This window comes from Roseivivax sp. THAF30, from assembly GCF_009363575.1.
In the GTDB taxonomy this organism is placed as follows: domain Bacteria; phylum Pseudomonadota; class Alphaproteobacteria; order Rhodobacterales; family Rhodobacteraceae; genus Roseivivax; species Roseivivax halotolerans.
In genome coordinates this window covers 2,288,941-2,310,141 of sequence record NZ_CP045389.1, presented here as the reverse complement: position 1 = coordinate 2,310,141, position 21,201 = coordinate 2,288,941, and the positions used below count along the sequence as shown (strand labels likewise).

The 21,201-nt window shown below is 65.9% G+C and carries 18 protein-coding genes and 1 pseudogene; 13 read left to right on the top strand and 6 right to left on the bottom strand.

Annotated elements, in window-relative coordinates:
• Window positions 1–49: 49 nt before the first annotated feature.
• On the top strand, window positions 50–826 hold the full coding sequence (locus FIU91_RS11215) for an SDR family NAD(P)-dependent oxidoreductase (protein ID WP_152462508.1): 777 nt from the start codon (window positions 50–52) through the stop codon (window positions 824–826).
• Window positions 827–857: 31 nt separating this feature from the next.
• On the top strand, window positions 858–2,003 hold the full coding sequence (locus FIU91_RS11210) for an FAD-binding oxidoreductase (protein ID WP_152462507.1): 1,146 nt from the start codon (window positions 858–860) through the stop codon (window positions 2,001–2,003).
• Window positions 2,004–2,007: 4 nt separating this feature from the next.
• On the opposite strand, the gene FIU91_RS11205 is transcribed toward FIU91_RS11210, so the two are convergent.
• Window positions 2,008–2,187: a hypothetical protein gene (locus FIU91_RS11205; RefSeq protein WP_093009932.1), complete on the bottom strand. Its 180-nt coding sequence runs from the start codon at window positions 2,185–2,187 to the stop codon at window positions 2,008–2,010.
• Between the two features lie 4 nt (window positions 2,188–2,191).
• Window positions 2,192–2,734: a hypoxanthine phosphoribosyltransferase gene (gene hpt, locus FIU91_RS11200; RefSeq protein WP_093009931.1), complete on the bottom strand. Its 543-nt coding sequence runs from the start codon at window positions 2,732–2,734 to the stop codon at window positions 2,192–2,194.
• Between the two features lie 69 nt (window positions 2,735–2,803).
• Between hpt and FIU91_RS11195 the strand changes: the two genes are divergently transcribed.
• Complete coding sequence (locus tag FIU91_RS11195) at window positions 2,804–3,247, top strand: type II toxin-antitoxin system RatA family toxin (RefSeq protein WP_093009930.1); 444 nt, start codon at window positions 2,804–2,806, stop codon at window positions 3,245–3,247.
• Here the strand turns inward: FIU91_RS11195 and FIU91_RS11190 are convergent.
• From FIU91_RS11190 to FIU91_RS19680, 3 genes and pseudogenes are all read right to left on the bottom strand, one after another.
• Window positions 3,244–3,717 (bottom strand): CinA family protein, encoded by a 474-nt coding sequence (locus FIU91_RS11190; RefSeq protein ID WP_152462506.1) that lies wholly within the window; start codon window positions 3,715–3,717, stop codon window positions 3,244–3,246. The genes FIU91_RS11195 and FIU91_RS11190 overlap by 4 nt on opposite strands.
• Entirely contained in the window at window positions 3,714–4,202 is a 489-nt protein-coding gene (locus FIU91_RS11185) for a phosphatidylglycerophosphatase A (RefSeq protein WP_152462505.1), read from the bottom strand. The genes FIU91_RS11190 and FIU91_RS11185 overlap by 4 nt, the downstream gene beginning before the upstream one ends.
• Window positions 4,199–5,330 (bottom strand): annotated as a pseudogene (locus FIU91_RS19680) (bifunctional 2-C-methyl-D-erythritol 4-phosphate cytidylyltransferase/2-C-methyl-D-erythritol 2,4-cyclodiphosphate synthase). Before FIU91_RS19680 ends, FIU91_RS11185 begins: the two are co-directional and overlap by 4 nt.
• Before the next feature lie 177 nt (window positions 5,331–5,507).
• On the opposite strand from FIU91_RS19680, the gene dusB reads away from it, so the two are divergent.
• The 9 genes from dusB to hflX all read left to right on the top strand — a co-directional run bounded on the left by dusB (window position 5,508) and on the right by hflX (window position 17,494).
• Entirely contained in the window at window positions 5,508–6,488 is a 981-nt protein-coding gene (dusB, locus tag FIU91_RS11175) for a tRNA dihydrouridine synthase DusB (protein ID WP_152462504.1), read from the top strand.
• Window positions 6,485–7,570, top strand: coding sequence for a nitrogen regulation protein NR(II) (locus FIU91_RS11170; protein WP_152462503.1), 1,086 nt, complete (start codon window positions 6,485–6,487; stop codon window positions 7,568–7,570). The genes dusB and FIU91_RS11170 overlap by 4 nt, the downstream gene beginning before the upstream one ends.
• The gene (locus tag FIU91_RS11165) at window positions 7,570–8,940 is read left to right on the top strand and encodes a response regulator (protein ID WP_152462502.1); all 1,371 of its coding nucleotides are present in this window, start codon (window positions 7,570–7,572) and stop codon (window positions 8,938–8,940) included. Before FIU91_RS11170 ends, FIU91_RS11165 begins: the two co-directional genes overlap by 1 nt.
• 145 nt (window positions 8,941–9,085) lie before the next feature.
• Window positions 9,086–11,314: a PAS domain-containing sensor histidine kinase gene (locus FIU91_RS11160; RefSeq protein WP_152463718.1), complete on the top strand. Its 2,229-nt coding sequence runs from the start codon at window positions 9,086–9,088 to the stop codon at window positions 11,312–11,314.
• Window positions 11,315–11,332: 18 nt separating this feature from the next.
• Window positions 11,333–12,766: a sigma-54 dependent transcriptional regulator gene (locus FIU91_RS11155; RefSeq protein ID WP_152463719.1), complete on the top strand. Its 1,434-nt coding sequence runs from the start codon at window positions 11,333–11,335 to the stop codon at window positions 12,764–12,766.
• Window positions 12,767–12,963: 197 nt separating this feature from the next.
• Window positions 12,964–14,340, top strand: a complete 1,377-nt coding sequence (gene trkA / locus FIU91_RS11150) for a Trk system potassium transporter TrkA (protein WP_152462501.1) — start codon at window positions 12,964–12,966, stop codon at window positions 14,338–14,340.
• Between the two features lie 8 nt (window positions 14,341–14,348).
• Window positions 14,349–15,863 carry a potassium transporter TrkG gene (locus tag FIU91_RS11145; protein ID WP_152462500.1) on the top strand — a complete coding sequence of 505 codons (1,515 nt, stop codon included), beginning with the start codon at window positions 14,349–14,351 and terminating at the stop codon, window positions 15,861–15,863.
• Between the two features lie 117 nt (window positions 15,864–15,980).
• Window positions 15,981–16,223 (top strand): RNA chaperone Hfq, encoded by a 243-nt coding sequence (gene hfq / locus FIU91_RS11140; protein ID WP_093009920.1) that lies wholly within the window; start codon window positions 15,981–15,983, stop codon window positions 16,221–16,223.
• Window positions 16,220–17,494 (top strand): GTPase HflX, encoded by a 1,275-nt coding sequence (gene hflX, locus FIU91_RS11135; RefSeq protein WP_254701950.1) that lies wholly within the window; start codon window positions 16,220–16,222, stop codon window positions 17,492–17,494. Before hfq ends, hflX begins: the two co-directional genes overlap by 4 nt.
• Before the next feature lie 20 nt (window positions 17,495–17,514).
• Here hflX and FIU91_RS11130 read toward each other — a convergent pair whose 3' ends face one another.
• On the bottom strand, window positions 17,515–19,980 hold the full coding sequence (locus FIU91_RS11130) for a penicillin acylase family protein (RefSeq protein ID WP_152462498.1): 2,466 nt from the start codon (window positions 19,978–19,980) through the stop codon (window positions 17,515–17,517).
• A gap of 132 nt (window positions 19,981–20,112) precedes the next feature.
• On the opposite strand from FIU91_RS11130, the gene FIU91_RS11125 reads away from it, so the two are divergent.
• Window positions 20,113–20,985: an NAD(P)-dependent oxidoreductase gene (locus FIU91_RS11125; protein ID WP_152462497.1), complete on the top strand. Its 873-nt coding sequence runs from the start codon at window positions 20,113–20,115 to the stop codon at window positions 20,983–20,985.
• The last annotated feature ends 216 nt before the right edge of the window (window positions 20,986–21,201 follow it).

The window sequence follows — 21,201 nt, the reverse complement described above, 5'->3', positions numbered from 1 at the left end:
CGGCGCCCGTGCTGTCACACTCCGTCCCGAACTCGAGAAGGAGCAGGACATGCGTCAGACAGATCGCGCCGTTATTGTCACAGGGGCCGCGCAAGGCCTCGGCCTTGCCTGCGCCGAGCGCTTCATCGCCGATGGCGACCGGGTCATGCTGGTCGATATCAAGGAAGAGGCCTTGCTTGCAGCGGCGGACCGGCTCGGCGATCGGGCCGTCGCACATGTGGTCGATCTTGCCAGCCTGAACGCCGATAGCGCGGCGGCTATCGTTGCCAGCTGCGTCGAGGCGTTCGGGCGCTGCGATGTGCTCATCAACAACGCGGGCATGATCGTTCAAGCCGATTTCGTCGACTTCCCGGAAGATGGTTTCGACAAAACGCTTGCGGTGAACCTCAAGGCGCCCTTCCTGCTGGGTCAGGCCGTCGCGCGGCAGATGATCGACCAGGGCGAGGGCGGGGCCATCGTCAACATGTCCTCGGTCAATGCCGAGCTCGCGATCCCGAACACCGTCGCCTATGCCTGCTCCAAGGGCGGGATGAAGCAGCTGACCGCGGTCATGGCCGTAGGCCTCATTCCACACGGCATCCGCGTCAATGCGATCGGTCCCGGCACGATCCTGACAGACATGGTGCGCCAGTCGGTCATGCAATCGGACGCGGCGCGGCAGACCATCCTGTCGCGCACGCCCGCGGGCCGCTGCGGGGAGCCCTCCGAGGTCGCCTCGGTCGCCGCGTTCCTTTGCGGGCCGGATGCGTCCTACGTCGTCGGGCAGACGATCTACCCGGATGGTGGGCGCATGGTACTGAATTATACGGTGCCTGTCCCGGAATGACCTTGGCCGGCCCCATATCCAAAGCGCTTTGATGTCCGAGCGTGTGGTCATCCTGGGCGGGGCGGCCATGGGCAGCATGGTCGCCCGGTTTCTCGTGGAGCAGGGCTTTCCCGGCGAGATCACGGTGGTCGAACGCGATCCGAGCTATGAGCGGGCCTCTACGGCGCTGTCCGCCGCCGGTATCCGCACGCAGTTCGACACGCCGCTCCTCGTCGAGATGTCGCTTTTCGGCGCGGACTACCTGCGCGGTATAGGACCAAAGATGGCCTTGCGCGAGGAGGGATATCTCGTTCTGTCGGATGCGGCAGGGATGGAGACGCGCACGCGGCTGGCGGACATGCAGAACGCGTCTGGCGCGAATGTCGCGGTGCTGGACCGCTCGGACCTCTCAAAGCGCTTTGGATGGCTGAACGCCGACGATCTCGCCGGCGGTACGATCGGGCTGAGCGGTGAAGGATGGTTCGACCCCTGGGCCATGTTGAGCGAGGCGCGGGCCCGTGCGCGGGAGGGCGGCGTGTCCTACCTGCGCGGCGAGGCGCGGAGCATCGAGGGGCGGGACGGAGCGGTCACGGGTGTTGCCTTGGCTGACGGCACGCGGCTGCCCTGCGATTGGTGCGTTCTGGCTGCGGGTGCCCTATCCGCGCCCCTGGTTGCCGATCTCGGGGTCGCGCTGCCCGTCGCTCACAAGAAGCGCACGGGCTTTGCGTTCCGCGCTCCTCTGAGGAACGAGGGGATGCCGCTCGTCTTCGATATCTCGGGTTTCTGGCTCCGTCCCGAAGGCCAAGGGTTCATCGCGGGTATCCAGCCGCCGCCCGAGCGGGACACTCATGCGCCGGACGATTTCGAACCGGACCACGATCTCTTTCTCGAAGCGCTTTGGCCGCATATCGCCCACCGCATTCCGGCGATGGAAGAGCTGCGGCTCGACCGGGCCTGGGCGGGGCATTACGAGATGAACACGCTCGATCAGAACGCGATCATCGGCCCGCATGACGTGTTCCCGAACCTTCTGTTCTGCACGGGGTTTTCGGGTCACGGCGTTCAACACGCACCGGCCGCCGGGCGCGGGATCGCCGAATGGATCCAGTGCGGCGGCTACCGCAGTCTCGACCTTGCGCCGCTTGGATGGGAGCGGATACGCGAGAACCGGCCGCTGCATGAAGGCATGGTGTACTAGAGGATCAATCGGCGACCCTGGCGGGCGGCGCGTAGCGGCCCGCGGTCAGCGCGTCGGGCCAGCCGATCCACCGCTCCACCGAATAGAGTGCGAAGCAGGCGGCGAGAATGCCCAGCATGATCTTGACCTGCGCCGCGCTCTTCGGCCTCTGCGCCCAGAGGCGCATCCGCATCAGGAATCGCACGGGCCTAGCCTTCGACGAACCGCACCTTGCCGATATGGCCGAGGTTGCGGTCGCGTTGCGCGTAGTCGATGCCGTAGCCGACCACGAATTCGTCCGGAATCTCGAAACCGATCCAATCGGCCTTGACCTCGACTTCGCGCCGCGAGGGTTTGTCGAGAAGCGCGATCGTGCGGAGCTTGCGCGGATTGCGGCTTTCGAGAAGCTTGATGACGTGGCTGAGCGTGTAGCCGGTGTCGACGATGTCCTCCACGACCAGCACGTCGCGACCCTCAATTCCGGTCCGCAAGTCCTTGAGAATGCGAACTTCCCGACTACTCTCCATCGAATTTCCGTAAGACGAGACCTCAAGGAAGTCGACCTCGACGGGAAGGGATAGCTCGCGCGCGAGATCCGCGATGAACACGAAGGAGCCGCGTAAGAGGCCCACCACCACGAGCTTGTCGGTGCCCGCGAAATCGCGCTCGATCTCGTGGGCGAGCGCTTCGATCCGCGCAGCAATCGCTTTCGCGGAGATCATTTCGTCGATGACGTATGAGGTCTGGGACATCTCATTCCCTTGATTTTGCCGGGCCTCTATACGACATGAGAGGCCATTGTCACTACCGGAGCGAGGCGCATGCCAAAGCATTCCGAAACCAAGACGTTGCCATACGGCGCGGACGAGATGTATGCGCTCGTGGCCGATGTCGAGTCCTATCCTGAATTCCTGCCGTGGTGTGCTGCCGCGCGCATTCGCTCGACCGAGGAGCAGGGCGACAAGACGGTGATGCTGGCCGACCTCGTCATCAGCTTCAAAGTGTTTCGCGAGCGCTTCGGTAGCCGCGTCACGCTTTGGCCGGATGAGAAGAAGATCGACACCGAATATCTCGACGGCCCGTTCCGCTACATGGAAAGTCGCTGGGAATTCAAGGATGTGGACGGCGGATGTGAAGTCAGCTTCTTCGTAGATTTCGAATTCAAGAACCGAATCCTGCAAGGGGCTGCCGGAATGTTCTTCTACGAGGCGATGCAGCGGATCGTGCGCGCCTTCGAGCGACGGGCCGCGGCCCTCTACGGCTAGCGGTCAAGCGCCGCGATCAGGAGGGCCAGCGCGTGCTCCGCGCTCGCCCGGCGCACCTGTTCGCGACCAAGCGCGCCGAACTCGACGGTTTCCGTGGCAACTCCGCGGTCGCTTGCTAGACCGAAACAGACACGCCCCTCCGGTTTCGTTTCCGATCCTCCGGGCCCTGCGATCCCTGTGACCGACACGGCCAGTGTCACACCGGCACGACCCAAAGCGCCTTGGGCCATCTCCCGCGCCACCTCTTCGGAGACAGCTCCATGCGCGACAAGCGTGGCGTCCGACACGCCCAGCATCTGTGTTTTTGCAGCGTTGGAGTAGGTAACGAAGCCTCGGTCGAACACCGCGGAGGATCCGGCGATGTCCGTCAGCGCTGCCGCGATCATGCCGCCAGTGCAGCTTTCCGCCGTGGCGATGGTCGCACCTTGCGCCTTCGCCAGGCGCAACACTTCCTGTGCTGCAGGCCTCATAGGAACACCGCATGCCAGAGCGCGCCGAGCGCGAAGGTCGAGATCGCCGCAAAGGCCCCCGCGACGCAATCGTCGAGCATGACGCCCGTCGGCGTTTCCATCCGGTCGGCGCGGCCCACGAACCACGGCTTCCAGATGTCGAAGAGCCGGAAGAAGAGGAAGGCCGCGATCCAGCCGGGCCAGAGTGCCAACACGTCCGAGCCTGTGAAGTACGCCCCGTAACCCACTGGAAGAAGGGCGATCCATTGCCCGGCCACTTCGTCGATGACGATCTCGGACGGGTCGTGCTGGCCGCGTTTCACCGTCTCGCGCCCGATCGCCCAGATCCCCAGGACCGCGACCATCGCGATCGCGACGAGCGTCAGGGCAAAGCCGCCCATCTGGTAGAGGAGCCAGTAAAGCGGCAGCGCCGCGAGCGAGCCCCAGGTGCCGGGCGCCGGACGCAGATACCCGACGCCGAACAGGGTGACGATCATCCCGGTCATGCCGACACCAGCGCTGCGGTGGCGATGGCCGCGATGCCTTCTTCACGACCGGTGAAGCCCAGCCGTTCGGAGGTCGTGGCCTTGATCGAGATGCGGGATGCGTCAAGGGTCATGAGTTCGGACATTCTTTCTTTCATTTCAGAAGCATGCGGCCCGATCTTGGGGCGCTCGCAGATCAGCGTCAAATCGATGTTCGAGATCTCGAACCCGCGTGATCGAACCAGTTTTACCGCGTGGTCCAGAAATATCTCGCTGGCCGCGCCCTTCCATTGCGGATCGGAGGGCGGGAAATGTTGCCCGATATCCCCCTCGGCCAAGGCACCATACAGCGCATCCGTTACCGCATGCATCCCGACATCGGCATCGGAGTGGCCATCAAGCGCCTGAGAATGCGGTATTTTCACGCCGCAGAGGATGACATGGTCGCCGTCCCGAAAGCGGTGCACGTCGAAGCCGTTACCGAGGCGGATGTCCATTCTGTCTCTCCAATATGGCGCGGGCGCGGTCGAAATCCTCCGGCCCGGTGATTTTCAGATTGTCTTCCGAACCCGCGACGATGGCGACATTCATGCCGGCGCGGCGCGCGACCTCCACATCGTCCGCGGCCTCGGTATCGTGGGCGCGGTGCGCGGCGAGGATCGCCTTGAGGCGGAAGCCCTGCGGCGTCTGTGCCCGGAACAGCCCGTCGCGCGTCGTGGTTCCCGTGACGGTTCCGTCGGCACCGGTCCAGAGCGCATCGGTGACAGCGAGCGCCGGAGCGGCAGCTTCGGAGTTTTCAAGCGCAGCCAAGACGTTGCCGATCACATCTAATGTCACGCAGGGCCGTGCGACGTCGTGGATAAGCACGTCTCTGACGCCGCTCTCCGCCGCCGCTTCCAGCCCGGCCTTGACCGATGCCGCTCGGTTCTCTCCACCGGTCACGAGCTGCACGTCGATGCCTTGGGTGGCGTCAGACGCAACCTGTCGGTCCGTGTCGTTAATCACGAGGATCACCAAATGGGCATCGGCAAACCGCTCCAGCGTCCATCGCGCGACCGGCTTGCCAGCGATCTCGCGCCATTGCTTCGGCACACCGCCCCCGGCGCGGGTGCCGCGACCGGCGGCGACGATGATTGCGGCGTAGGACATCCGGCGTTTCTCCCTGCGCGATATCCTTATGAGAGCGTCCAGTCTTCCGCAACTCGCCAGAGGGTGCCTAAAAAACAGGCGGTCGCCCGGTTTTTCGGCGCGGACGCAGCAAGGGCCGTTGAATGACACGCGATGCGAGAGTAGCCCAAACCTGTAGATGACCAGCGGGCGAATATTTTGCGACTCGGCGACAGAGACCTCGACACTCCGGTTTTGCTGGCCCCCTTGGCCGGGATCACGGACCTGCCGTTCCGAAATCTCGTCTCGGGGTTCGGCGCGGGCCTCGTCGTGAGTGAAATGATCGCGAGCCAGGAACTCGTGCAGGGCAAATGGGCCACGCGCGAGAAGGCGGAGCTAGGCTTCGGGCTCGCGAATACGTCGGTTCAGCTTGCGGGCCGGGATCCGTACTGGATGGCGGAGGCAGCGCGTTTCGTCGAGGCGTCAGGCGCGCAGATCGTCGACATCAACATGGGCTGCCCGGCCAAGAAGGTCGTCGGCGGCTATTCGGGGTCCGCGCTTCTGCGCGATCTCGATCACGCGATGCGTCTGATCGAGGCGGTGGCGGGGGCCGTCTCGATCCCGGTCACGCTGAAGACGCGGCTCGGCTGGGACGCGCGCAGCTTGAACGCCGCCGATCTGGCGCGCCGTGCCGAAGGTGCGGGCATTCGCATGATCGTCATCCACGGCCGCACGCGCTGCCAGTTCTACAAGGGCGCAGCCGATTGGTCCGCGATCCGCGCCGTGAAGGAGGCCGTCTCCATTCCCGTCATCGCCAATGGCGACATCACCGGGACGGCGCCCGCGCGTCGGGCGCTCGCGGCTTCGGGCGGCGACGGCGTGATGATCGGACGCGGCGCGCAGGGCCGTCCCTGGCTTCTGGCCGAGGTGGCGGCGAGTCTTGCCGGCCGCCCGCTCCCGGACGTGCCGAGTGGGCGCGCGTTTTCCGACATGGTGTCAGGGCATTACGAGGCGATGCTCGACTTCTATGGCAGCGATCTGGGACTGCGCGTCGCGCGCAAGCATCTGGGATGGTATATGGATGTCGCGGGCACGCCGGGTCCGCTCCGCCGCGAGATCCTGACCGCGCAATCGCCCGCCGCCGTTCTTTCGCAGTTTCCTGCGGCCCTGTCCGAGACCGAGGAGAGCCGCGCCGCATGAACACCGCGCTCGCCCTCTCGATCTGGTCTTCGCTGCCGGTGCCGGCGCTCCTGATCGATGCGTCGGACAATATCGCCGACATGAATCCCGCCGCCGAAGGCTTCATGAACAATTCGGCGAAATGGATCGTCGGGCAGCCGATCTGGGACAGGCTCGCTGTGGATGCCCCGATAGAGGAGAGCTTCCTGCGGGCCCGGGAAAACGGCACGCCGCTCTTCGTCAACGATGTCGATGTCGGGACGGGTTCGCGTCCGCCGCTTGTCTGCTCGCTGCATATCGCGCCGCTTGCGGGAACGCCCGGATGGATGATCGTTCTGATCTCGCCGCGCGAACTGGCCGGACGGATCACGCAAAGCCATTCGGTGAAATCCGCCGCGAAATCCGCGATCGGCATGGCCGAGATGCTGGCGCACGAGATCAAGAACCCGCTCGCGGGCATCGCGGGGGCGGCGCAGCTTTTGTCGATGGGCCTCGAGAAGGACGATCTCGAGCTCACGGACCTCATCGTCAGCGAGACCCGCCGCATCGTGAAGCTGCTCGAGCAGGTGGAGCAATTCGGCAACCTCTCGCGGCCTGAAAAGCGCGCGGTCAATGTCCATGACGTGCTCGACCGGGCGCGGCGGTCGGCGCTTCTCGGTTTCGGCGGCCACATGAACATGATCGAGGATTACGATCCGTCGCTGCCGCTGGCCTGGGGCGATCCCGACCAGCTTCTGCAAGTGGTCCTCAACCTTCTCAAGAACGCCTCCGAAGCGGCCGATCCCAAGGAAGGCGGGCGCATTCGCCTTCGCACCTTCTACGAGCACAGCTTCCGGTTGCGCCGCGCGGACGGCTCGGGGCAGCTGCTGCCGCTCCAGATCGAGATCGTGGATGACGGGCCGGGCCTGCCGGACGACATCAAGGGCGACATTTTCGATCCCTTCGTCTCGGGCAAGGAAAACGGCACGGGGCTCGGTCTCGCGCTCGTCTCGAAGATCATTTCCGACCATGACGGCTGGATTTCCGTGGAAAGCGTGCCGGGGCGCACGCTCTTCCGCATCTCGTTGCCGCTGGCACCAAAAGACGCGAAGGAGGGTGAGTGATGGATGGAACGGTCCTGGTCGCCGATGACGACCGCACGATCCGCACGGTTCTGACCCAGGCGCTGACGCGCGCGGGCTGCAAGGTTCATGCGACCTCGTCGCTGACGACCCTCATGCGCTGGGTCGGCGAGGGCAAGGGCGACGTGGTGATCTCGGACGTGGTCATGCCGGACGGCAACGGCCTCGAGATGCTGCCCAAGATCAGCCAGGACCGGCCAGACCTGCCAGTCATCGTGATCTCGGCGCAGAACACGATCATGACGGCGATCCAGGCAGCGGAGGCCGAAGCCTACGACTACCTGCCCAAACCCTTCGATCTGCCGGATCTCATGAAGCGCACGGCCAAGGCGCTCGAGAACCGCAACCGCGCACCGCGCCGCGATGAGGCCATAGAGCATGCGGACGGGCCCGATGAGCTGCCGCTCGTCGGCAAGACCGCCGCGATGCAGGCGCTCTATCGGCTCGTGGCGAAGGTGATGAACACCGATCTGCCGGTCCTGATCTCGGGCGAGAGCGGCACCGGCAAGAGCCTGATCGCGCGGGCGATTCACGACTTCTCCGACCGCCGCACGCTGCCCTTTGTCTCGGTCACCGGCGCGGATTTGTCCGATCTCGAAGGTCCGGCGCGGGTGCTGGCGCGGGTCCGGGGCGGCACGCTCCTGATCGACGAGGTCGGCGATCTCGATGCCGAGGTGCAGGCGCGCCTCGTGCGGATGATGGATGCGCCGGGCGATCACGCGCCGCGCTTCATGGCCACCAGCCAGAACGATCTCGGGCAGGATGTGGAGGAGGGCACGATGCGCCGCGATCTCTTCTACCGGCTGTCGGGCGCGACGATCCACGTGCCTTCCTTGCGTGAACGCGTCGACGATATCGGCCTTCTCGCGGAGCATTTCCTTGCCCGGATCGAGCGCGAGGGCGGCCCGCATCGTTGGCTGTCGACCGAGGCGGCGGAGCTCTTCCGCAGCTATTCCTGGCCGGGCAATGTGCGCCAGCTTGAAAATACCGCGCGGCGTCTGAGCCTGACGTCGAGGGCCGAGGAAATCACCCGCGCCGAGGTCGAGGCGGTGCTCGGCAACCAGCCCGAGACCGGTCCGATCATGCGGGGCGGGGAGGGCGAGAAGCTCGGCACCTCCGTCCATAGGCACCTGCGGCGCTATTTCGACCTGCATGGCAACATGCTGCCCCCGCCGGGGCTTTATACCCGCATCATCCGCGAGGTCGAAGCCCCGCTTCTCGAAATCGCGCTCGAAGCGACGGGCGGCAATCAGGCGAAATGCGCCGACCTTCTGGGAATCAACAGAAATACGCTTCGGAAAAAGATTACGGATCTCGATATTCGCGTGACACGACGCCGCAAATTGATGTAAAACCGCAACAGAACCGTGGCGGCGATGCCTTAGGCACCGCATAGACCACAATATATGGCGGTCGGCCGCGCAAAGCGGCCTCATATCACGAGGGGCGGCTGTGGCCACTCGGGCACGTAACTGGAGCTGGGCGCGCATCGCACAGATGCGGCGTCTGAGGCGCGTACAGAATGCGGCGACGCTGGGGCTCGTGGCGCTTGGCCCGGTCCTGGCGCTTTGCACCTATCTCGTTCTCGGCCCGATGCAGGGCGACGGCTCCGACCTGTCGCTGCGCCTCGTCCTGCTGGCCGATCTTGTCTACGTTCTCCTGATCGCCGCGCTGGTCCTGAGCCGGGTTGCGGGCCTCGTGGCCGCGCGGCGCGCGAAATCCGCAGGCAGCCGGCTGCACCTGCGCCTGACCGGCGTCTTCGCGCTTATGGCGCTCCTGCCGACGATCACCGTTGCCGTCTTCGCGGTGCTCACCATCAATATCGGCCTCGAAACGTGGTTCTCGACGCGCGTGCAGAACGTCGTCGGTGCCTCGCTCTCCGCCGCCGAGGCCTACGAGGAGGAGCATCGCGGCGATCTCATCGAGGACGCGCAGGCACTCGGGCGGTTTCTCGATGCCAACCGCCGCGCGCAGCCTTTCATGGACGAGGGCGAGTTGCGGCAGCTCCTGGGCTCGGGCCAGGCGCAGATCCAGCGCGGGCTTCGCGAGGCCTACGTGATCGACGGGCAGGGCGAGATACGGGCCCGCGGCGAACGCTCTTACCTTTTCGACTACGAGGAGCCGGACGCCGCCGATCTCAGCAAGGCACGCAACAGCGGCGTCGCGGTGATCGCCGATTGGGACAATAACGAGTTTCGCGCTCTTGTGCCGCTTGCCGCCTTCGTCGACCGCTTTCTCTATGTCAGCCGCGAGGTGGATGGCGGCATCCTGAACCTTCTCGATGACACGCAGGAAACCGCGCGCTTCTATCAGCAGCAGGAAAGCGAGCGGGGCAGGCGGGTCTTCGACTTCGCGCTGCTCTATCTCGGCTTCGCGCTCCTTCTGATCCTCGCCGCGACATGGGCGGGGCTGTGGTTCGCCGAACGCCTGTCGCGGCCCGTGGGCCAGCTCGCCGGGGCGGCGCAACGCGTCGGGGCGGGCGATCTCGACGTGCAGGTTCGCGAAGAGGAGGCCGATGACGAGATCGCCATGCTCGGCCGCTACTTCAACCAGATGACCCGGCAGCTCAAAGGTCAGCGCGAGCGGCTCCTGGAGAATACCCGCCAGATCGAGCGCCGGCAGCGGCTCTTCGACTCCGTTCTCTCGAATGTGACCTCGGGCGTTGCGGGCCTCGATGCCGAGGGGCGGATGACCTTCGTGAACCGCTCGGCCGAGCGTCTTCTGGGCTTCGAGCATGACCGCGCGCGCCATCCCATCCATGTCGCCGTGCCCGAATTCGGCCCGCTCTTCGACCGGCTGATCGAGACGGGCAACGAGGTGGTGCAGGAAGAGGTCAAGGTCAGCCGCGACGGGCGGCTCGAGCATCTGCTCGTGCGGATGTCCACGCGACGCCGCGAGGATGGCAGCCTCGAGGGCTACGTGGTGGCCTTCGACGACGTCACCGACCTCGTCTCGGCGCAGCGGATGGCCGCCTGGGGCGACGTGGCCCGGCGGATCGCGCACGAGATCAAGAACCCGCTGACACCGATCCAGCTTTCCGCTGAGCGCATCAAGCGCAAGTTCTCCCGCGGCCTGCCGCCCGAGGAGGCCGAGCGGCTGAACCAGATGACCGATGTCATCACGCGCCAGACCTCGGACCTGCGGCGCATCGTCGACGAGTTCTCCAAGTTCGCCCGGATGCCCGAGCCCGAGCGCAAGCCCGAGGATCTGACCGATCTTTTGCGTGGCGCGGTCCTGTTGCAGGAAGCCGGCCAGCCCGACGTGCGCTTCACGCTCGATCTGCCCGCGCGCCCGCTCGCCGCCGAACTTGACGCGACGATGATCAGCCAGGCGCTGACGAACCTGATAAAGAATGCAGGAGAGGCGATCGAAAGCCGCCGCGAGGCGGGCCTCATGCCGGACGGCGAGGCCGCCGAGATCCGCGTGGCGCTCCGCATGGCCGAGGAGGAGCGCGCCGAGATCACCATCGCCGATAACGGGATCGGCCTGCCGGAGGACCGCGCGCGGCTCTTCGAGCCTTACGTGACGACCCGCGAGAAGGGCACCGGCCTCGGCCTGCCCATCGTGAAAAAGATCATCGAGGAGCACGGCGGCACGCTGTCTCTCGACGACGCGCCGGCCTTTGGAGCCGAAGCGCACAGGGGGGCGATGGCGGTGATCCGCCTTCCCGCCTCCGAGGTGCCACAGGCCGAAGGGCCGGGCGAGCGAGCAGAAGAAACGGTATGATAAAAGGGTATGACTGAGATGGGCGATATTCTGATCGTGGACGACGAGCGCGATATTCGCGAGCTGATCGGAGACATCCTGGAGGACGAGGGCTTCTCGATCCGTCTTGCGGGCAATTCGAGCGAAGCCATGGCCGAGATCAACGGCGAGCCTCCCTCGCTCATCATCCTCGACATCTGGCTGAAAGACAGCAAGATGGACGGGATCGACATCCTCAAGACCGTCAAACGCGACAATCCCGACATCCCCGTCGTCATCATCTCGGGCCACGGCAATATCGAGATCGCCGTCGCGGCGATCAAGCAGGGCGCCTACGACTTCATCGAGAAGCCCTTCAATATCGATCAGCTTCTCGTGGTCATCCGCCGCGGCATGGAAACCGCGCGCCTGCGCCGCGAGAACCACAAGCTCAAGCGCCGTGAGACCGAGGTCGCCGAGATGATCGGCGAAAGCGCCGCCTTCAAGGGGCTCGTCGGTCAGCTCGACAAGGTGACGAAATCGAACGGGCGCGTGATGCTCACCGGGCCCGCAGGCTGCGGCAAGGAAGTGGCCGCGCGCTACATTCACGCCCATTCGGGCCGCGCCCAGGGCCCGTTCGTGACCGTGAACTGCGCCGGCGTGACGCCCGAGACGATGGAAGAGGTGCTGTTCGGCCGCGAGACGCCGGACCGGGGCGTCGAGCCGGGGCTTCTCGAACAGGGCCATGGCGGCATCGTCTATTTCGACGAGGTGGCGGACATGCCCCTCGGCACCCAGTCCAAGATCCTGCGCGTCCTGGTGGATGAGCAATTCACCCGCGTCGGCGGTCAGGACAAGGTGCGCGTCGATCTGCGCGTGATCTCCTCGACCAACCGCGACCTCGAGGCGGAGATCGCCGCAGGCCGGTTCCGTCAGGAGCTGTATCACCGCCTGAACGTGGTGCCGATCGCAGTGCCCTCGCTCGAGGACCGCCGGGAGGACATTCCGGACCTTGCCCACCACTTCATCGCGCAATGCAACACGACGCAGGGCCTGCCGCGCCGCGATCTTGCCGGCGATGCGGTCGCGCTTCTGCAGACGATGGTCTGGCCGGGCAATGTGCGTCAGCTCAAGAACCTGATCGAACGCGTCCTGATCCTCGGCGATGGCAGCGGCCCGATCGAAGCGCATGAGCTGCCGCAGGAAAGCGCGCCGGGCGGCGATGCCGAGGGCCGCGTCGTCCTCGCCGGCACGCTGGCGACGATGCCGCTCCGCGAGGCGCGCGAAGCTTTCGAGCGCGAATACCTGCTGACCCAGATCAACCGCTTCGGCGGCAACATCTCCCGCACCGCGAATTTCGTCGGGATGGAACGCTCGGCGCTGCACCGCAAGCTCAAGTCGCTCGGCGTCGTGACCTCGGCCAAGGGCGGCGCGCGCATCGCCCATATGGACGAGGACGAGGCAGAGCCGGAACCCGCCCGCCAGACCGCGTGACGCATGAATGTTATGCGGTGCCCCTGTCTTTGGGTTGGCAAAAATACCGGCGGGGGTGAATTCGGGGCGGCACGCCCCGAAGAGGGGGCAGCAAGCCCCCTGCGACGCGTCACTTCTCGACGCCGCCGGGCTCGATTGACCGGCCCGCGCCCCCGTGTCAGACCGGGGGCCAAGCGCAGTTTCTTTCAGGATGCCCCATGAAGGTCATCATATGCGGCGCCGGCCAGGTCGGCTGGCAGATCGCCCGCCACCTCTCGGGTGAGCGCAACGACGTCACCGTCGTCGACAACAACCCCGACCTGGTGCGCCGCGCCACCGATACGCTCGATGTGCAGGGCATTGCGGGTTTCGCCTCCTATCCGGACGTGCTCGACCGGGCCGGGGCGCGGGATGCGGAGATGATCATCGCCGCGACCTACTCGGACGAGGTGAACATGGTCACCTGCCAGGTGGCCCATTCGATCTTCTCGATCCCGCGCAAGATCGCGCGTCTCCGGGCGCAAAGCTATCTCGACGCGATCTATTCCGACCTTTACCGCCGCGACCATCTGCCCATCGACGTGGTGATCTCGCCTGAGCGCGAGGTTGCGGATGCCGCGCTTCAGCGTCTCGGCGCGCCCTCGGCCTTCGACACCGAGACCTTCCTCGACGAGCGGGCGCGGCTGTTCGGTCTGACGATCGAAGAGGATTGCGCGGTGGTGAACACGCCGCTGCGCCAGCTGACGGATCTCTTTTCGACGCTGCGCGCGGTCGTCGTCGGCGTGCGGCGGGACGGCACGCTCTTCGCGCCCGAGCCCGAGGACCAGATCTTCATCGGCGACAGCGTCTACGTGATGGTCCACCGCGACGACGTCACGCGCACGCTCGAGGTCTTTGGCAAATCCCAGCGCAAGCAGGAGCGGGTCGTCCTGATCGGCGGCGGCAATGTCGGCCTCATGGTCGCCCGTGCCCTCGAAGAGCGCACCGACCGCATCCGCGCCAAGGTCATCGAAAAGGACCGCCGCGCTGCCGAACGCGCCGCCGAAGAGCTCGAGAAGACCATCGTCCTTTATGGCGACGGGCTCGACACCTCGCTGCTCTCGGAGGCCAATATCGACCGGGCCGATGCGGTCCTGTGCGTCACCGACGATGACAAGACGAACATGCTCGCGGCCGTGCGCGCCAAGGCCGAGGGCTGTCCGATGGCCATCGCGCTCATCAACGACCCGACGCTGACCGCGATGATGGAGCCGCTCGGCATCGACGCCTATATCAACCCGCGCGCGACGACCGTCTCCTCGATCCTGCGGCATATCCGGCATGGACGGGTGCGCGCGGTCTATTCCATCGGCGATGCGGAGGCCGAGGTGATCGAGGCCGAAGTGCTTTCGACCTCGCCGATCGCGGGCAGCCGCATCCGGGACATCGATTTCCCTGAAGGCGTGCTCGTCGCCGCGCTGCGCAAGGGCGATGACGTGGTCAAGCTGCGCGGCAGCACCCGCGTCGAGGAAGGCGACCAGATCGTGATCTTCGCACTGTCGAAGGACGTGCCCGCGGTGGAGACACTGCTGCAGGTCTCCATCGACTTTTTCTGACGGGCGGCATGGCGCGGCTTCTCTCTCTTCCGCTGTTTCTCTTGATCGCGGCTGTCGGTGCGGTCGCGATGTTCGCACCTGCGGCTCTGGCCTTGCTGGAAGGCGATTTTCACGACGCGCGCGCGTTCTTCTATGCCGGGCTCATGTCGCTTATCGTGATAACGCTGATCGCGGTCGCGCAATCGTCCCGCGAGCATAATCGCAGCGCCTTGCGCCAGCTTCTGTCGCTGCTTCTAGTTTTCACGGTCCTGCCCGCGCTTCTCGCGGTGCCGTTCCACGAGGCGGTGCGGACGACGAGTTTCATCAATGCCTACGTGGAGATGGTCTCGGCGCTGACCACGACCGGGCTCTCGCTTTTCGCGCCGGAGCGTCTGTCCTCGGCCGAGCATCTCTGGCGGGCCGAGGTCGGCTGGCTGGGCGGGCTGCTGATGTGGATCGCCGCCGCCGCGATCCTCGCGCCCCTCACCCTGGGCGGCTTCGAGGTGACCGCCGTGTCGGAGCCGGGCCAGTCGACCGCGCCGGGCGCCGCGCATCGGGATCGCGCCGATCCGCGGCAGCGCCTGGCGCGCGCGATCCACGCGCTGGTGCCAACCTATGTCGGTCTTACGCTGGCCCTGTGGCTGGGATTGCTGGCGGCAGGCGATCCGCCGCTCGTTGCCATCTCCCATGCCATGTCGACGCTCGCGACCTCCGCGATCTCTCCGGTGGGCGGGCTGTCCGGCGCATCGTCGGGCCATGCGGGCGAGGCCCTGATCTTCCTGTTTCTCTTGTTCGCACTCTCGCGCCTGACCTTCTCCAACGACACCTCGGCAGCCCGGCGGCAGGGCCTCTGGTACGATCCCGAGTTCCGCATGGGGATCCTGATCGTCGCCGCGGTGCCGACGATCCTGTTCTTCCGTCACTGGGCCGCGTCCTTCGATACGGGCGCGGAAGAGAATATCCCGATGGCGCTCGCCGCGCTTTGGGGCGCGACCTTCACGACCCTGTCTTTCCTGACGACGACTGGGTTCGAGAGTATGGACTGGGCCCGCTCGCAGGGCTGGTCGGGGCTGGAGACGCCGGGGCTGATCCTCATGGGGTTGGCGCTGATCGGCGGCGGCGTGGCGACGACCGCGGGCGGGGTGAAGCTGTTGCGCGTCTTCATCCTCTACCTCAACGGCCGGCGCGAGCTGGAGCGCCTCATCCACCCGCATTCGGTGGGCCGCTCTGGCCTGCTGTCGCGCCGGGTCCGCCGGGAAGGGGCGCTCATCGCATGGGTGTTCTTCATGATCTTCGCGCTGACCATTGCCGCGATGGTGATGGTCTTCTCCGCGCTCGGGCTGCGTTTCGAGGGGGCCTACGTGCTGACGCTCGCCGCGCTCACCAATACCGGGCCGATCGTGTCTCTGGCGACCGAAATGCCGATCCAGCTCGCGCAATACGGGGCAGGGATCAAGGCGGCGCTCGCCGCTGCGATGATCCTCGGCCGGCTCGAAGTTCTCGCGATCATTGTTCTTGTGACCCCCGATCTCTGGCGCGATTGACCGCGCCCGACCGCCGTGTTCTCAGATTCCCTCTGGAAAGTCGCAGACCAGCATACCATACTCTTGTGAAACGAGGGCGTGCCGGGCCCCGGCACTGACAAGAACAAAGGCTTTTGAATGGCTTCCGATAAGCAGAATCTTCAGGACGCATTTCTCAATCACGTCCGCAAGACCAAGGTCCCGGTGACCGTTTTTCTCATCAATGGCGTCAAATTGCAGGGCGTGATTACCTGGTTCGACAATTTCTGCGTGCTTTTGCGCCGCGACGGACAGTCGCAGCTTGTCTACAAGCATGCGATCTCCACGATCATGCCGGCCCAGCCGATCAACCTCTATGACGGGGACGGCTCGGAATCTTGACGCCCGACCAGACCCGCACCACCCGCGCCTGGGTGCTGCACCCCGACATCAAGTCCGACCGCGACCGCCGCGATGCGGAAATCGCGCTCGATGAGGCGGTCGCGCTCGCCGAGGCGCTGCCGGGCCTCGTCGTGGCTGGCGCGACCGTGGTGCCACTGCGCGAGCCGCAGCCCGGAGAGCTGTTCGGCAAGGGCAAGATCGCCGAGATCGCCGAGAGCCTCGAAGGCAGCGATATCGAGCTTGTGCTGATCGATGGCCCGCTGACCCCCGTGCAGCAGCGCAATCTCGAGAAGGCGTGGAAGGTCAAGATCCTCGACCGGACCGGCATCATCCTCGAGATCTTCTCGGACCGCGCCGCGACCCGCGAGGGCGTCTTGCAGGTCGAGATGGCGCATCTGTCCTACCAGCGCACGCGCCTGGTCCGGGCCTGGACCCACCTCGAACGTCAGCGGGGCGGGCTCGGCTTCGTCGGCGGCCCCGGCGAGACCCAGATCGAGGCCGACCGCCGCGCCATCGACGAGCAGCTCGTGCGCCTGCGCCGGCAGCTCGAAAAGGTCGTGAAGACCCGCACGCTGCACCGCGCCGCGCGCGCAAAGGTGCCATATCCCATCGTCGCGCTCGTGGGCTACACGAACGCGGGCAAGTCGACGCTGTTCAACCGGCTCACCGGGGCCGAGGTGATGGCCAAGGACATGCTCTTCGCCACGCTCGACCCGACAATGCGCGGCGTGAAGCTTGCCAACGGGCTCGACGTGATCCTGTCGGATACGGTGGGCTTCATCTCAGATCTGCCGACAGAACTGGTCGCCGCCTTCCGTGCCACGCTCGAAGAGGTGTTGGAAGCCGATCTCATCCTGCATGTCCGCGACATCGCGCATCCCAATTCCGAGGAGCAGGCCGCCGACGTGCGCGCGATCATGGCCTCGCTCGGCGTGGACGAGACCGTCCCGCAGCTAGAGCTGTGGAACAAGGTCGACCAGCTCGATGACGAGGCCCGCGCCGGTTTCGCCGAACGTGCCGCACGCGAGCCTGACATCTTCACCCTGTCCGCCTGGACCGGCGAGGGGATGGAGCCGATACTCGACGCGATCGCGGACCGGCTCGAAGGCGAGATGCGGATCGAGGAGCTGCGCCTGCCCTTCGCCGAAGGCCGCAAGCGCGCCTGGCTTTTCGAAAAAGGGCTGGTCGAGGCCGAGGTGCAGGACGCGGACGGCTATCTCCTGACCGTCCGCTGGTCCGCTCGCGACGCGGCACGCTTCGAAAAGGTGTAGGGGCGCGCCGCCGCGCCCCGTCACTCCGTCGGAACAAGCTCCGTGATCCCGACCGCCGCTGCCCGCGCAAGTTCAGGGTCGAGCGACATCGGGATATATTCGCCCCGCCGCCAGAGTTGGCCGAGATCGTCGTAATGGCGCGACAGGAAATGCCCTGACTGACCCGTGGCGATGATGAAGACCGACGAGTCGGGATCGGCGAAATCGTAGACGCCGCGATAGCCTGCCGCGTGGACATTCTGGAACGGGTTGGCCTCGTCGCCGCTTGTCGCGCCGCGCTGCAGTGTGAAGTCCCCGCCGCTGGTCGATTGGCGGATGTTCACGAAATAGCGCAGCACCGGCACCTCGCCGAGCACGGAATGCTCGTGCACCGCCTCATGGGCCGTGCCCCAGCGCAGGGAGGCGAGGGTGGTCCCGTAGGTCTCCTCGATCCAAATGAGCGCATCGTCGAGGGCGAGCCGCGCAATGTCGGTGCAGCTCTCCTCGGCGGCGGAGCGGACGATGTCGCACCAGGCCGACGCGCCGTCGACGTCGCGGAAGACTCGTTCGATGAAGAGAGGCTCGACCCGGTCGTAAGTGTCGGCAAGCGGGCCGAGGTCGTCCCGGATCAACCGGTCCTGCAACGCGCGCAGCCAGGCGGCATAGATCACCGGCTCCGGCAGGTGCTCGTTCATCTCCCCGTTCCACTCGGACAGAAGGTCGAGCGCGACGCGGCGTCGGCGCTCGGGCGTGCCCTCGGGCGCGGCCTCGCCGGTGAACCACAGATCCGCGCCGATGAGCGGCAGAAGCGTGCGCGCCGCCTCGGAGACGGTGTCGAGCTGAAACTCGATGAAGCTGTCGCGGGTATGGACCTCGCGGCCCTGCATGAGCGCGCGCCAGCGCCTGACCCTCTGGCTGTCGCCCCATTCGAAGCTGACATGATCGGGGAAGGGGCGGTCGATGACCTTGTTGTTGGTGTTCCCGACGATGCCCCCCGCAGGCTCGGTGAATTCGGGGTTGTCCGTGTAGGGCAGGGTGCCCTGCCAGCGATTGGCCTCGATCCAGCCCGGTGCGGGCAGGCGGCCCTGGCTCTGATGGTTCGCATCGCGTGCGGGCATTCGGCCCAGAAGCTTCATCGCGACGCCGTCTTCATCGGCGAGCGTCAGCATCTGCGACGGGGCGACGTAACTCTCTCCGGCCTCGAGCGCCTCGTCGATGTCGCCCGCATGCATGATGCCCATCGCCGCGCTCATCGTCGTGTCCTCAGGCGAGAGCGCGGTCCAGGACAACGACATCACGTGGCCCGGCGGCGTGATCGTACCGAGATCGAACTGCGTGCCGGGCAGGACGGGGCCGTTCTCCGTCCAGCGCAGGGTGACGGTGACGGGAGGCGCGTCCTTGATCTCGATGATCGAGCGGCGCGTCTCGAAGCGCCGCCATCCGTCGACGCCCCGATATTGCTCGGAATTGTCGGGATTCAGCTCTTCGAGATGCAGGTCCTGATCGTCGAGATAGGAGGAGGTCAGCCCCCAGCCCAGCGTCTCGGACCGGCCGACCATGATCGCGGGAATACCCGGGATCGTCCCGCCGATCACACCGCCCGAGGACAGCTCCATCCGCGCGAGATACCAGATCGACGGAGCGGTCAGCCCAAGATGCGGATCGTTCGCCAGAAGCGTGCCTTCGGAGGCCGCGCGTGTCGCATCCGCCGCCCAGGCGTTCGAGGCGCCCGCAAGGCCACGCTTGGGTGCCGGCCAGAGCGCGCCCTCCGATTGCGGCTGCGCCTCGGCAAAGCGCGGCAGACCGGGGGCGAGGCTGGCATATTCCGGCAAAGCCGCAACGCCGCTGCCGGGAATATCGGGCAGAATATCGGCAAGCCGCTCCTCGTCGTCGAGCGCGAGCGAGGTCCGCGCGCGCAGCACCTCTTCCTGCAGATGCCCGGCCAGTTGCAGTGCCAACACCTTGACCAGCGCCACGGAATCCGCCGGCTGCCACGGCGCGAGTTCGGCGCCGAAGACGAAGAATTCCGGCGCGCCGCGCCCGAGACTGCCCTGGTTGATCTCGTCGATGCGCGCGTTCACCCCCGCCGAATAGGCCCTGAGCGCCGCTTGCGTGCGTGTGTCCTGCGCGGCGACACTCTGCCGTGCGAGGTTATAAAGATCGAGCCGACGCAAGAGCTTGTCCGTCTCCACCGTGCGCGTGCCGAACATCTCGGACAGGCGGCCCTGCGCGGTTCGGCGGAGCAGCGTCATCTGCCAGAGCCGGTCCTGCGCATGGGCATAGCCGAGGCCGAAGAACGCGTCTTCGTCGGTCTCGGCCATGATGTGCGGAATGCTGGAATTGTCGCGCACGATCTCGAACGGCTGGCTCAGCCCCGCGACCTCGACGCGCTTGTCGTAATCGGGCAGGGACCGGGAGCCGAGGTAATAGACCACGACCACGGCCAGGACGCCCGCCAGAATGGCGAAGCTCACCAGCCGGACAAGCCAACGGAACAGCAGTCGCATCACACCTCCAGAGACAGCGCGCAGGGGCTGGCGCGCGTGGCTTTCGGGACTAAACCCAATGTCACCGGTTGCCAAGTGCGACCCCGGGGCGTCACTACTGAACCCCGGATAATGTGAAGAAAGGGACGGATCATGGCGAAATGCGCGTTTCTGGGGCTTGGCGTGATGGGCTACCCGATGGCGGGGCACCTTCAGGTGAAAGGGCATGACGTCACGGTCTACAACCGCACCTTCTCGAAGGCCGAGGCCTGGGCGTCCGAACATGGCGGCGCGGCCCGCAAGACGCCGCGCGAGGCCGCCGAGGGGGCGGAGTTCGTGATGGCCTGCGTCGGAAATGACGACGATCTGCGAAGCGTGTGCCTTGGCGAGGATGGCGCATTCGCGGGCATGGCGAAGGGCGCGATCTTCGTCGATCACACCACGGTGTCGGCCGAGGTGACCGCCGAGCTTTACGCCGCCGCGAAGGATGCCGGCATTTCCTTCGTCGACGCGCCGATCTCGGGCGGGCAGGCGGGTGCCGAGAATGGCCAGCTGTCGATCATGTGCGGCGGCGACGAGGACGCCTATGCCAAGGCCGAGCCGGTGATGGAAATCTACGCCAAGCTCTGCCGCCGCATCGGAGAGAGCGGCGCGGGGCAAATGACCAAGATGTGCAACCAGATCGCCATCGCGGGCCTCGTGCAGGGCCTGTCCGAGGCGCTGCACTTCGCCGACAAGGCCGGGCTGGACGGACGTGCCGTGGTCGAGGTCATCAGCCAGGGCGCGGCGGGCTCGTGGCAGATGGCGAACCGCTACGAGACGATGCTCGACGATCAGTTCGATCATGGCTTCGCCGTCGACTGGATGCGAAAGGATCTCGGCATCTGCCTCAAGACCGCGAACGAGAACGGCGCATCCTTGCCGGTCACGGCGCTTGTGGACCAATTCTACAAGGACGTGCAGAAGATGGGGGGCGGTCGCTGGGATACGTCCAGCCTTTTCAAGCGCTTGAAGGCGTCCGGCTAAAGACCGGGCATCGCCGCCCGGCACGCCGCCGAGCGCGACATTGCCCATTGTGTTTCCCCGAACTCCCGGCGTAAGGTGACCAGACCGCCGGAGCAGTATCGCTCCGGCCCCGAATTCGCTGAACGGGCAGGTGCTCTCCGGGGGAAGACCCGCGGATCACCGCCCCGACAGACCGATCCGGCCCAAGGGCCATCCCACCCCGTCCGACCGTCGAGG

Bases quoted from the DNA above. Each gene is read 5' to 3' on its own strand.
- trkA (WP_152462501.1), top strand. From the start codon at position 12,964: ATGAAGGTCATCATATGCGGCGCCGGCCAGGTCGGCTGGCAGATCGCC.
- FIU91_RS11185 (WP_152462505.1), bottom strand. From the start codon at position 4,202: ATGACCGGGATGATCGTCACCCTGTTCGGCGTCGGGTATCTGCGTCCG.
- FIU91_RS11170 (WP_152462503.1), top strand. From the start codon at position 6,485: ATGAACACCGCGCTCGCCCTCTCGATCTGGTCTTCGCTGCCGGTGCCG.
- FIU91_RS11155 (WP_152463719.1), top strand. From the start codon at position 11,333: ATGGGCGATATTCTGATCGTGGACGACGAGCGCGATATTCGCGAGCTG.
- FIU91_RS11215 (WP_152462508.1), top strand. From the start codon at position 50: ATGCGTCAGACAGATCGCGCCGTTATTGTCACAGGGGCCGCGCAAGGC.
- hpt (WP_093009931.1), bottom strand. From the start codon at position 2,734: ATGTCCCAGACCTCATACGTCATCGACGAAATGATCTCCGCGAAAGCG.
- FIU91_RS11210 (WP_152462507.1), top strand. From the start codon at position 858: ATGTCCGAGCGTGTGGTCATCCTGGGCGGGGCGGCCATGGGCAGCATG.
- FIU91_RS11190 (WP_152462506.1), bottom strand. From the start codon at position 3,717: ATGAGGCCTGCAGCACAGGAAGTGTTGCGCCTGGCGAAGGCGCAAGGT.
- FIU91_RS11125 (WP_152462497.1), top strand. From the start codon at position 20,113: ATGGCGAAATGCGCGTTTCTGGGGCTTGGCGTGATGGGCTACCCGATG.
- FIU91_RS11130 (WP_152462498.1), bottom strand. From the start codon at position 19,980: ATGCGACTGCTGTTCCGTTGGCTTGTCCGGCTGGTGAGCTTCGCCATT.
- FIU91_RS11195 (WP_093009930.1), top strand. From the start codon at position 2,804: ATGCCAAAGCATTCCGAAACCAAGACGTTGCCATACGGCGCGGACGAG.
- FIU91_RS11145 (WP_152462500.1), top strand. From the start codon at position 14,349: ATGGCGCGGCTTCTCTCTCTTCCGCTGTTTCTCTTGATCGCGGCTGTC.
- FIU91_RS11165 (WP_152462502.1), top strand. From the start codon at position 7,570: ATGGATGGAACGGTCCTGGTCGCCGATGACGACCGCACGATCCGCACG.
- hfq (WP_093009920.1), top strand. From the start codon at position 15,981: ATGGCTTCCGATAAGCAGAATCTTCAGGACGCATTTCTCAATCACGTC.
- FIU91_RS11160 (WP_152463718.1), top strand. From the start codon at position 9,086: ATGCGGCGTCTGAGGCGCGTACAGAATGCGGCGACGCTGGGGCTCGTG.